This window comes from Actinophytocola sp., from assembly GCF_036002505.1.
Taxonomy (GTDB): Bacteria; Actinomycetota; Actinomycetes; order Mycobacteriales; family Pseudonocardiaceae; genus DASYTH01.
The window spans coordinates 1-11,010 of the sequence record NZ_DASYTH010000059.1; the positions used below are offsets into that span (position 1 = coordinate 1).

At 68.8% G+C, this 11,010-nt stretch carries 12 protein-coding genes; 7 read left to right on the top strand and 5 right to left on the bottom strand.

The annotated features are described in order from the left end of the window. Together rsmH and mraZ are read right to left on the bottom strand one after the other, a co-directional pair. Window positions 1-812 (bottom strand): 16S rRNA (cytosine(1402)-N(4))-methyltransferase RsmH (gene rsmH, locus VGR06_RS04515; protein WP_327557678.1); only part of this gene is annotated, 812 nt, incomplete at its 3' end. A gap of 182 nt (window positions 813-994) precedes the next feature. Continuing rightward, complete coding sequence (gene mraZ / locus VGR06_RS04520; RefSeq protein WP_327557668.1) at window positions 995-1,426, bottom strand: division/cell wall cluster transcriptional repressor MraZ; 432 nt, start codon at window positions 1,424-1,426, stop codon at window positions 995-997. 376 nt (window positions 1,427-1,802) lie between these two features. Between mraZ and VGR06_RS04525 the strand changes: the two genes are divergently transcribed. The 6 genes from VGR06_RS04525 to VGR06_RS04550 all read left to right on the top strand — a co-directional run bounded on the left by VGR06_RS04525 (window position 1,803) and on the right by VGR06_RS04550 (window position 7,994). Beyond that, the gene (locus VGR06_RS04525; RefSeq protein ID WP_327557669.1) at window positions 1,803-2,930 is read left to right on the top strand and encodes a MoxR family ATPase; all 1,128 of its coding nucleotides are present in this window, start codon (window positions 1,803-1,805) and stop codon (window positions 2,928-2,930) included. A gap of 5 nt (window positions 2,931-2,935) precedes the next feature. Next, window positions 2,936-4,201 (top strand): DUF58 domain-containing protein, encoded by a 1,266-nt coding sequence (locus VGR06_RS04530; RefSeq protein WP_327557670.1) that lies wholly within the window; start codon window positions 2,936-2,938, stop codon window positions 4,199-4,201. Between the two features lie 139 nt (window positions 4,202-4,340). Next, window positions 4,341-6,764 carry a DUF3488 and transglutaminase-like domain-containing protein gene (locus tag VGR06_RS04535; protein ID WP_327557671.1) on the top strand — a complete coding sequence of 808 codons (2,424 nt, stop codon included), beginning with the start codon at window positions 4,341-4,343 and terminating at the stop codon, window positions 6,762-6,764. Between the two features lie 54 nt (window positions 6,765-6,818). Beyond that, on the top strand, window positions 6,819-6,983 hold the full coding sequence (locus tag VGR06_RS04540) for a hypothetical protein (protein ID WP_327557672.1): 165 nt from the start codon (window positions 6,819-6,821) through the stop codon (window positions 6,981-6,983). Continuing rightward, entirely contained in the window at window positions 6,980-7,351 is a 372-nt protein-coding gene (locus VGR06_RS04545) for a PIN domain-containing protein (RefSeq protein ID WP_327557673.1), read from the top strand. Before VGR06_RS04540 ends, VGR06_RS04545 begins: the two co-directional genes overlap by 4 nt. Before the next feature lie 55 nt (window positions 7,352-7,406). Then, complete coding sequence (locus VGR06_RS04550; RefSeq protein ID WP_327557674.1) at window positions 7,407-7,994, top strand: DUF3558 domain-containing protein; 588 nt, start codon at window positions 7,407-7,409, stop codon at window positions 7,992-7,994. 9 nt (window positions 7,995-8,003) lie between these two features. On the opposite strand, the gene VGR06_RS04555 is transcribed toward VGR06_RS04550, so the two are convergent. The 3 genes from VGR06_RS04555 to tnpC are packed head-to-tail and all read right to left on the bottom strand — an operon-like array spanning window position 8,004 to window position 10,782. Continuing rightward, window positions 8,004-9,086, bottom strand: a complete 1,083-nt coding sequence (locus VGR06_RS04555; RefSeq protein WP_327557675.1) for a hypothetical protein — start codon at window positions 9,084-9,086, stop codon at window positions 8,004-8,006. Between the two features lie 2 nt (window positions 9,087-9,088). Then, entirely contained in the window at window positions 9,089-9,352 is a 264-nt protein-coding gene (locus tag VGR06_RS04560) for a hypothetical protein (RefSeq protein ID WP_327557676.1), read from the bottom strand. 32 nt (window positions 9,353-9,384) lie between these two features. Then, window positions 9,385-10,782, bottom strand: a complete 1,398-nt coding sequence (gene tnpC / locus VGR06_RS04565; RefSeq protein ID WP_327557677.1) for an IS66 family transposase — start codon at window positions 10,780-10,782, stop codon at window positions 9,385-9,387. Between the two features lie 99 nt (window positions 10,783-10,881). Between tnpC and VGR06_RS04570 the strand changes: the two genes are divergently transcribed. Next, a partial coding sequence (locus tag VGR06_RS04570; RefSeq protein WP_327557679.1) for an SAM-dependent methyltransferase occupies window positions 10,882-11,010 on the top strand: 129 nt, incomplete at its 3' end.

The following is an 11,010-nucleotide window of genomic DNA, read 5'->3' on the forward strand; positions in this document are numbered from 1 at the left end:
GGTAGCTCCACCGGCAGCCCGGCCGGCGTGCGGGACCTGGCCTGCTCCGCGAACGCCTGCTTGACCAGCCGGTCCTCCAGCGACTGGTAGGACTCCACGACGATCCGGCCGCCGACCCGGAGTGCGGCCAGCGCCGCGGGAAGGGCCTGGCGCACCGCCTCCAGCTCGCCGTTCACCTCGATGCGCAGCGCCTGGAACGTGCGCTTGGCGGGGTGCCCGCCGGTGCGGCGGGTGGCCGCCGGGACCGTCTCGTACAGCAACTGGACGAGCCGCGCGCTGGTGGCGAACGGCTCCCGGACGCGCTCCCGCTCGACCGCGCGCGCGATCTTGCCGGCGAACCGCTCCTCGCCGTAGTCGCGCAGCACCCGGGCCAGGTCCGCCGCCGGGTAGGTGTTCAGCACGTCGGCCGCGGTCGGGCCGGTGGTCTGGTCCATGCGCATGTCCAGCGGCGCGTCCTGGGCGTAGGCGAACCCGCGCTCGGCGCGGTCGAGCTGCATCGACGACACCCCGAGGTCGAACAGCACACCGTCCACAGTGGACAGACCGAGCTCCGCCAATACCAAGGGCATCTGGTCGTAGACGGCGTGCACCAGGTGCACCCGGTCGCCGTGCCGGGCCAGTCGGTCGGTGGACGCGGCCAGCGCGCTCGGATCCCGGTCGAGGCCGACCAGGGTCAGCGCGGGATGTGCGGAGAGCAGCGCGTCGGCATGGCCGCCGAGGCCCACGGTGGCGTCGACCAGGACGGCGGAGCGCTCGGCGAGGGCCGGGGCGAACAGGGCGAGGACGCGCTCGAGCAGCACCGGCTCATGCATCGACTTCGCCTCCCCTGCAAAGAAAGTCACGTCTCGGGCACCGCCAGGTCCCCGCCCGCTCGTCGGACCTGGCACCGGGGAAGGTGCGCCAGGGCCGAAAGCGAGCGGACCGAGGCCTGGCGGCGCCCGCGTCCCCTTACGGCTCCTCCTGCTGTTCCTCTAAAGCTGGCCGGCCGACCTGGTTAGAACACGCCCGGCAGAACCTCGTCGCGAGCCTGCGAGTAGCTGTCCTCGTGCTCGTCCAGGTAGTTCTGCCACGCCTGCGCGTCCCAGATCTCCAGCCTGGTGATCGCCCCGATGACCACGCACTCCTTGGTCAGCCCGGCGTAGCGCCGCAGCTCCGGTGCGACCGCGATCCGTCCCTGCCCGTCGGGACGCTGCTCGTCGGTTCCGGCGAACAGGTACCGCTGGTAGGCGCGGACCGCCTCGTTCGTCAGGGGCGCCGCGGCCACCTTGCGTGCCATCTCCTCGAACTCGCTCCGCGGGAAGACGTACAGGCAGTGGTCCTGACCTTTGGTGACCATCAGCCCACCCGCAAGCGCGTCGCGGAACTTGGCAGGCAGCGTGAGCCGCCCCTTGTCATCCAATTTCGGGGTGTGAGTACCGAGGAACACCTCTGCCTCACCTCCCCATGGGGCCCCCGTCTGCCCCACGTAGCGCCACAGTACCCCACTTTTCTCCACGGTCAACCCGATCCAGCCCTTAGGGGCAGCCCGGGCCGGGACGTTTGCCCAGGTGACGCAGGTTTGAGCGAGGTGGGGGAGGTGGGGGAGAATGACCGGTACGGGGGACGCTGATGGGTGTCTGCGGAGCCGCGCGGCGCCCACGAGCCCGGCCTGCGCGTCTTCGGAACGCGAATCGGCTGCGCGACGTACCAGTCGTGGGGCATCGTGGGGAGTGGGGTACTTCGCCCTGGTTTGACACACTTGATGAGATGCTGCGCCGTCGCCGATTACCCGTGGGTGACGGGTAAGACCACCAGGAGGTCGAGTGACGTCGAGTACCTCGCCAGCCGCGCTACCGGGTAACCCCTACGGAACGCAGGGCGGCGACCATTACACCGCGGCGGGAGCCATCACGAACTCCCACTCGCCCACCACCGACGGCTACCGGCCGCCGCCCGCGCTCGAGGAGCTGCACTCCACCGCGCAGCGGATCGCCGCCAACGTCGAGAAGATACTGGTGGGCAAGCCCGAAGTGGTCCGGATCGCGCTGGTCACCCTGCTTGCCGAGGGCCACCTGCTGGTCGAGGACGTGCCCGGGGTCGGCAAGACGTCGCTGGCCAAGGCGCTCGCCCGGTCCATCGACTGCACGGTCAGCCGCATCCAGTTCACCCCGGACCTGCTGCCCAGCGACGTGACCGGCGTGTCGATCTTCAACCGGCAGACCAACGACTTCGAATTCCGGCCCGGCCCGGTGTTCGCCAACATCGTGGTCGGCGACGAGATCAACCGTGCCTCCCCGAAGACCCAGTCCGCACTGCTGGAGTGCATGGAGGAGCAGCAGGTCACCGTCGACACCCAGACCTACCGGCTGCAGGCGCCGTTCATGGTGATCGCCACGCAGAACCCGATCGAGATGGAGGGCACCTACGCGCTGCCCGAGGCCCAGCGGGACCGGTTCACCACCCGCGTCTCGATCGGCTACCCGGACCCGCACGCCGAGCTCGCCATGGTCGACGAGCACGCCGGCGCCGACCCGATGGACACCCTGCAACCGGTGTCGGACGCGGCCAAGATCAGCGAGTTGATCGAGACCGTGCGCCGGGTCGAGCTCTCCGCCGACGTCAAGCGCTACGCGGTCGAGCTGGTGTCCTCCACCCGCCGGCTGCCGGAGATCCGGATCGGCGCGTCACCGCGGTCCACCCTGCACCTGGTCCGGGCCGCGCGCGCCCAGGCGGCGCTGGCCGGCCGCGACTTCGTGGTGCCGGACGACCTGCACGCAGTGGCCATCCCGGTGCTCGCCCACCGGCTCGTGCTCACCGCCGAGGCCCAGGCCGGCCGGCGCTCCCCCGCCGAGCTGATCCGCGGCCTGGTCCAGCGGGTCCCGGTGCCGCAAGGCGCGCTCGACCCGACCGCACGGTTTGTTTCAGGGGTACAGCCCACCCGACGTAGGTAGGTCACATGCGAGGTGCGCTCTCCGGCCTGACGACGCGAGGCCGGTGCCTGCTGGCCGCGGGCCTGGCCGCCGCGCTCTGCTCGGTCGTGCTCAACGAGCGCGACCTGCTACGGGTGTCCGTGTTCGTGGTGGCGCTGCCGATCCTGGTCAGCTTCCTCACCGCGGTGGCCCGGGTCGGGCTGCAGGCCGAGCGGCGGATCAACCCGATCCGGGTGCCGGTCGGCGGGCAGGCCGAGGTGGCCCTGCACATCCGCAGCCTCGGCCGGCTGCCCACCGGCGGGCTCCTGGTGCAGGACGGCGTGCCGTACGCACTGGGCGGCAAGCCACGCTTCGTCATCGAGCGCCTGCCCCGGCACACCGGCACCCAGCTGCGTTACACCGTGCACCCGATGCTGCGGGGCATCCAGCAGCTCGGCCCGCTCAAGGCGACCATCACCGACCCGTTCGGGCTGGCCGAGTTCGAGCGCGAGCTGGCGCACACCTCCCGGCTGGTCGTGGTGCCGCGGGTGGCCCGGCTTTCCGGGTTACCCGGCGGTTCCGGGCTCGGGTCCGGCGACGACGGCTCGGTGCGGCTCAACGCCGGCCAGGGCGACGACGACGCGATCGTCCGGCCGTACCGGCAGGGCGACGACCTGCGCAAGGTGCACTGGCGCTCCACCGCCAAGCGCGACGAGATGATGGTGCGGGTGGAGGAGCGCCCGTGGCGGGGCGGCACCACGATCCTGCTCGACCACCGGGTGGCCGCGCACCGCGGCACCGGCGCGACCGCCAGCCTGGAGTGGGCGATCTCGTTCGCCGCCAGCGTCTGCCTGCACCTGCACCGGCACGGCCACCGGATCCGGCTGGTCACCGAGAGCGGGCACCTGCTCGTCGGCGACGAGGGCGACGGCACGCACCACGACAACGTCGTGCTGGACGCGCTCGCCGCGCTGCAGCCGGTCACCCAGCGCGAGCTGGACGTCCGGGCCGACCCGGCGCACGGCCAGGAGCTGATCGCGATCATCGGGGCGGCCGGCCCGGAGTCGCTCGGCCAGCTCATCCGGCACCGCAGCCGCGGCAGCCGGAGCCTCGCCGTGCTGCTGGACGTCGCCGCCTGGGGCAACGGCGACGCCACCCCGCCCGACCAGCTCGGCTCGGTGACGCTGCTCCGCGGTGCCGGCTGGGGCGTCACGCTGGCCCAGCCCGAGGTCCCGATGAGCCGGGTGTGGGCCAACCTCTGCCGCACCGGCCTCAAACGCGACGACACGATGATCACCGGGGCGGGGTTATGAGTGGGCCAGGAGCGTACGAACCGAGCGGGCCGGGGGTGTCTGGACTGACGAGCAGCGCAGGGAGCGAGGAACGAGCGACCGAGCAGCGCAGGAAGGAAGACACCGCGTCAAGGCCCGCGCACGCGAGCGGAGTGAGCCAATGAACACAGACATGACCTCGCAGCAGTGGTCGATGACGGTGACACCCGTGGTGGCCGCGCTGACCACACTGTGCGCGTCGACGGCGATCGCCGGGGTGGTCGACGGCCTGCGCTGGCTGGGCTACGCGGGCGTCGCGGTGATCGTGGTGACCGCGACCGGGCTGGGGCTGCGGGCGATCCGCACGCCGGTGCTGGTGGTGGGCCTGGCGCAGATGTTCGCGGTGCTGTGCCTGCTGGTGGCGCTGTTCACCAACTCCGGCATCCTCGGCGTGCTGCCCGGCCCGGCGGCGTTCAGCGAGCTCGGCGACGTGCTGCAGCGCTCGGTCGAGGTGGTGCGCACCGGCGTGCCGCCGGTGGACCCCACGGCCGCCGTGCTGTGCCTGGTGGTGATCGCGATCGGGCTGGTCGCCGTGCTGGTGGACACGCTCGCGGTGGCCGCCGGCACCCCGGCCGCGTGCGGGCTGGTGCTGCTGTGCGTCTACGCGGTGCCCGCCTCGCTCGCCGACCAGATGCTGCCGTGGTGGTCGTTCGTGCTCGGCGCGAGCTCGTTCGCGTTGCTGCTGGCGGTGGACGGGGCGCACCGGCACCAGCAGTGGCGCAACCGGCCGGCGCTGCCCAACACCGGCGGCGGGTTCGGCTCGCCGGTGGCCCAGGTGTCCACGGCGCTGGTGATCGCGCTGCTGGCCGGGTCGGCGTTCACCGTGATCGGCACGGTCGGCCAGCTGCCCGGCGGGGGCGGGTCCGGCGGGCCCGGCGGGCTCGGGCTCAAGCCGTTCACGCAGCTGCGCGGCATGCTCGACCAGGGCACCAACCGGGAGCTGTTCCGGGTGCACGGGCTCGGCCAGGACGCGCTCTACATGCGGATGATCACGCTGTCCCAGTTCGACCGGAACGGCGGCTGGTCGGTCAAGCAGCCGATCGACTCGGGGGTGTCGGCCACCCAGGGCGAGCTGCCCGTGCCGAAGGGCACCCGGCAGCTCGGCCGCACCACGCGGATCGACGTCGAGACGGTGACCGACTACCAGGACCTCTACGCCGGGGTGTACGGGATCCCGAAGCGGTTCCAGGGCCTGCCGGGGGCCATGCGCTACGACACCGGCACCGGCATGGTGTTCCGCGGGGACCGCCGCCGCCTGCCGCGGTACACCGAAGAGGTCGACCTGAGCCTGCCGAACGGCGACGCGCTGCGCGCGGCCGGCACCGACTACAGCGAAATCGACCGGAGCTACTTCGCGACCAACGGAATCAGCGCGAAGGTGACCGATCTCGCCCGGGAACTCACCGCCGGCAAGGCGACGCCGTACGACAAGGCGTTCGCGCTGCAGAAGTACTTCAGCGAGGCCCACGGGTTCAAGTACGACCAGCAGACCGCGTCCGGCAGCGACGCCAACGCGCTCAGCGACTTCCTGTTCACCTCGAAAAAGGGCTTCTGCGAGCAGTTCGCCTCGGCGATGGGCATTCTCGCCCGGGCCGCCGGCCTGCCGTCCCGGGTCGCGATCGGCTACACCGGCGGCTTCATCGCCAGCGACTACCGCTCGATCACCACGTCGGATGCGCACGCCTGGGTCGAGATCTACTTCCCCGGCCAGGGCTGGGCCATGTTCGACCCGACGCCGCTGATCGATGGGCGCACGTTCACCCCGCCGTACGCGCAGGAGACGGTCGGCTCGGCGCCGAGCGACGACCCCAGCACGGGCAGCGCCAACCCCGGTGATCCGTCGGCCGCGGCCCCGCCGACCCCCAGGCAGGACAAGGACGACCCGGATCCTGGTGGCGCCGTCGGCGCCGCGCAGCAGCAGGCCGCGCCGGCCTGGATCGGCTGGACCACCGGTGGTATCGCGGTGATAGCACTCCTGGTCAGCGTGCTCGCCATGCTCGCGGCCGGCGGCCTGCTCCCCGCCCGGATCCGCCGGCGCGTGCTGATCCCGGTGGCCGCGATCTGCTGGCTCCTCGCCATCACCCTCGCCGCCGCGCTCGTCTCCTGGTGGCTCTCGGCCCTGATCGTCGCGCTCACCCTGGCCGCCGCGCCCGGCTTCATCCGCGAGTGGCGCCGCCGCGCCCGCCGCCACGCCGTGCACCGCAACCAGCCCATGGCCGCCTCCGCCGCCTGGGAGGAGCTGCTCGCCGAGTCCGTCGACCGCGGCGCCGAGCTCATCGACGCCGAAACGGTCCGCATGACCGCCCGCCGCCTGGCCCGCGAACACGACCTCGACGACGACGGCAAACTCGCCCTGCGCACCGTCGTCTCCGCGGTCGAACGCTCCTGGTACAGCGCCCGCGCCGGCACCGACCCCGCACTCCCCCCAGCCTTCGACGCCCTCGTCGCCGGCCTGCGCCGCACCTCCCCCCTGGCCCTGCGCGCCCGCCTCCTCCCCCGCTCCGTCCTCCGCCGCCTCCACCGCACACGCACTCCGGTGGAGTAGCCCTTCAGGTCGTACGCTCCAGTGAGTCGAGGGACAGCGCCCTGGAGGAACTGTATGGCGCCTGAGCGCCAAGCGGCTCATACCGATCCCGCCGTTGCTGACGAGGATGTCGAGCGCCGGGCCGCTGTCCTCGAGTCGTTCCGTGCGCTCCTTGGCCGGCTCGACCTCGACATGATCGAACGCGAAGAGGCGGAAGATCACATGGATGAGTCCGCGTGACCTATCTGGCCGACACGTCGACCATCGTTCGACTGCGGCAGAGCCGCGACATCCAGACCCGATGGCAAGATGCGGTCAAGGCCGGGCTGGTCGGCATCTGTCCGGTCGTCGAGGCCGAGCTAACCCGTTCGGCAACGAGCAAGGCTGATCATGGTCAGCTCCGCGACCAGCTCAGGTTCCTGTTCACCTGGCATCCCATGCCTGATGACAGCTGGCGATTCGTCGAGGACACGCAGCACACGTTGGTTGAGCGCGGCTTGCACGAAGGCCCGTCCGTGGTCGACCTCCTCGTCGCGGCCACGGCCCAGGCATGGGGCCTCACCGTGCTCCACGTGGACGCGGACTCCATCGGCGGCCGCAACCGCTGACGGTCACGCCCTCGATATGCTCGGTCACACGTCGCCGAATCGGGCAGGGGAGCACATGATCAGATGGCACCATTGGCTCGGCTTCGCCACATTGCTGGCTCTCGCCGCATGCGCCAGCGATCCCCCTGCCCAGACCACGCCGACCGACACATCCCGAACGAACACGTCCGTCAATCCCTCGGCCGACGCTCCGCCGGTGAAACAACCCTTGGACGCGAGCCGTTTTCTGGCTGACCCCTGCCAAAGCCTCACCGCGTCCCAGCGACAGACGCTCACGCTGGCCGGCGGAACAAGCGATCCTCCGCACAGAGCTTGCGAATTCACCAACATAGACGCTCGGGCCGTCGCAAAAATCAGCTACTCCTATGGCACCGCGGGACTTGAGGAGGTTTACTACCTGCACTCAAGGGGCATCTTGGGATATTGGGAGCCCACGGCGCTGGACGGTTATCCGGCGATCCTTTATGAGAGCAGCCCCGACAAGGCGAAACTCAGCTGCGACGTTGCCGTGGGGATCAACGATTCTTCTTATTTCGACGTGAGATACTACTTCCCGGCCAGCGACCCTGGAGGAAAGAATCCCTGCGTCGAAGGGCGGGCCGTCGCTTCGGCGGTACTATCGACCATCAAGTCGGCCAAATGAACCCGACCGTCAGAGATAATCGCGATAGCGTGGAACGGATGTCGCATTTGTGCCGGTTCCCGGCACCGCCTCGTACATGCGCTCGGTGCGCAGCTTGTCGACCTCGACGCGGAGGCTCGCGAAGAGTTGATTGATGGCCCACGAGACATCCGATTCGATCTTTTCGACCGCGTCCAGATACTGCTTGGCAACGTCCCGGAGGTGTTCGCGACTCTCGAGCTGGTACTGAGTCGAGTCCGGGCCAGTCGAATTCGCCGTCTTCACCGCTTCGCCGAGCATGTCCGCGACCGCCGACCCCAGCAAGACCCCGGCCGTGACGCCGGTACCCTCGGTGATAACCGCGGTGGCGGCGGCGACCAGACCGGTGACGACGATCGACAGAAAGTTGAAACCAACCCCTCCGCCCTCAGGGAATGGATTGAACGTGGCAAACTTGTCCGTCAACCCGAACATCAACCTGGCGATATCCTCACCGGCCTTCTTGAAGATGGCCCGGTACCGTACCAGGTGTTCGGCAACCACGTAAAAACAGTTCTCAGTGAAGACCTGAAATTTGATAAAGTCACCTTCGAACTCATGTGCCGCGTTGTCCTGCCGACTGATCCAACTCTTGCGCATCTGCATCCAGTTATTCCGGGCCGGATGCAATTCCGGATAATGCACGTCCAAGACGCGCCGCTGGTCGCCGCCTGCCGGGGCATCGTTGGATTCTTGCTTGTTCCAGGTGAAGCAGCCCTGACTGAGCTGGGAGTAGGTCCGTTCGATGAGCGACTCGCTGATACCGCTGACGGCTTGGGCCGGCCTGAAGAAGGCGCCGATGTCCGCCGCGTAGTTCTCGAGGACAGATCTGGTTTCGTACTCTTGGGGCCGGTCGTCGAGCCACGGGTTGCGATAGGGCAGTTCGCCCATCTCTGGCTCATCGGGATACTTCGGGTGGACGTAGCGGTAGATGCGCGGGCCGTCGTTCAACTCCGGGTGTAGCAGGTAGTCGATCCACGCGTTCAGTTCGCCGGCGGCCTTCGCAAGTTCTGGGTCGTTGCTGGCGTCGATGCCGGAGACCGGGATCGGGCCACGGCCGGGAGGCAGTCCCATGATTACCGACCCCCAGATGGCAGGTCGCGCTCGATCGCGCGGAACCGCTCGGCGTTGTTGTCGTCCATCCGTCGAGCCTGTTCAACGTGTTCCAGCAGCATTGTCCGATACTCCGCCAGGGAGGCGACAAGTTGCTCTTGGTCGTCACAGAGCTGCCGAAGCTGCCATTCCGCCTCGTTGAGGAAGGAGCTGGTCGCCCAGTGCACCTCGTTGTTTCCCGCTCCCCCGAACCATCCAGGAGTCTCGCTGTCGCGCGCGGTGGACACCTCGGCATGTGCTTGGGTGGTAACTGGTCAGGTCATTGGGTGGCGGGCAGCCAGGGTCGGCCTTCGGCGAGTTGGACGAGGGCGTGGAAGAAGGTGGTTCCGTGTTTGGCTGCGGTGGCGAGGTAGGATCGAATCGCGGTGAATTGTCGGGCGCCGGTAAGGGTTCTGGCGCATCCGGATACTTTTTGGCGGAGTTTGACCATCCGGATTTCCCGCTCTGCGGCGTTGTTGTCAAAGGGGATCCGGAAATCGGTCGTGAACCGCAGGTAGTCGTCGTAGCGGTCGAGGATCCGGCGGGCCAGGGCGTGGTGGCGGGCCATGGTCTTGGAGGAACGTGCCTGGTTCTGACGGACACCCAGGCGCACCGCTGAGCGCAGCAACTGGGTCTGTTCGGCTGCCAGAGCGGCATCGATGGCTGGTCGACCTGCCTGGATCGCCGCCTCGACAAGCTCTTTGAGTTCGAGCAGTGCGTCGGCGGCCTGCGTGGCCCAGCACCACGGTTGCCCAGTGGGCGCGAGGTCGGCGACGGCCTGCAATTCCCTGAGCAGGTGGCTGTTGCACAAGGCGTGTGTCACCTGGGTATAGGTGTCGTAGGGGGCCCAGGCGTCGTGCACCGCGACACCGGCGAACCCGGACAGGACACCGGCGTGATCCATCCCCTTCACACCGCGCCTGCGATGCACCGTGATCAGCGAGTACTTCCCGGTCGAGGCCGAGTGCACCCAGTGCAGCTTTCCCGCAACCCGGAACCCGGTCTCGTCGAAATGCGCCACCGGTGCTTCGGCGATCCGTCCCCGCACCAGCTCCAGAAAGCCCGTGAGGCCACCGGATGCGCGTCGGGTCACCGCAGCGACCGTGCCTTCGGAGACCGGGGTGCCGAACAACTCCGCCAACGCCTGCGCGGTGCGCTTCTTCGACAGGAACTGTCCCATGTAGAGGTAAAGAATGATCGCGGTAATCTGAGATCCGTACTGCACCGGCGCGATCACGCCATCCGGAGCGGCACCACAGCTCACCTGCCCGCATCGGCATCGTCGCGTCACCACCTGATGCTCGGTCACCCGGACCGAGATCGGCGGCAGGTCGAACACCTGACGTCGTTCCACGCCGACCTGCACTGCGTCTGCCAACCCCGCACCGCACCCGCCGCAGGCGCCCGGCTCATGCCGGACCACCTCGTCCGGATCGGCGACCTGCGCCAGCGTCGACCCCGGATGACCCGCCTGCCCACCAGGCTTACGTCCGCTCTTGCGACGCAACGACTTCGGTGCCGGCTTGGCCAACCCATCCGACGAAGGCGGCTTCGACGAATTCCTCGAATTCGTCTTAAGCTGCGCCTCCAACTCGAGCACCCGGACCTTCAACCGCGCAATCTCCGCAGCCTGCGCAACCACCAACGCAGCAAGATCGTCATACGTCGGCTGCAACACCAAAGCATTGTCCCCCAACAGAAACCGTCACACCACGCGACACGCCGAACCAGCCACCTGACCAGTTACAGCGTGCCGAACGAACTGCCTGACCGGCTGGTGGCGAGCATCGACGTCGACAAGCCGAATCTCGCGCGGATCTATGACTATTTCCTTGGCGGCGCGTGCAACTTTGCGCCTGATCGGGAGTTGGCCGACCGGCTGGTCGAGGTGATACCGGAGGCGGAG

Excerpts from the sequence above, each read along its gene's own strand:
- VGR06_RS04530 (WP_327557670.1), top strand. The coding sequence starts at position 2,936 with ATGCGAGGTGCGCTCTCCGGCCTGACGACGCGAGGCCGGTGCCTGCTG.
- VGR06_RS04535 (WP_327557671.1), top strand. The coding sequence starts at position 4,341 with ATGAACACAGACATGACCTCGCAGCAGTGGTCGATGACGGTGACACCC.
- VGR06_RS04540 (WP_327557672.1), top strand. The coding sequence starts at position 6,819 with ATGGCGCCTGAGCGCCAAGCGGCTCATACCGATCCCGCCGTTGCTGAC.
- VGR06_RS04550 (WP_327557674.1), top strand. The coding sequence starts at position 7,407 with ATGATCAGATGGCACCATTGGCTCGGCTTCGCCACATTGCTGGCTCTC.
- VGR06_RS04555 (WP_327557675.1), bottom strand. The coding sequence starts at position 9,086 with ATGGGACTGCCTCCCGGCCGTGGCCCGATCCCGGTCTCCGGCATCGAC.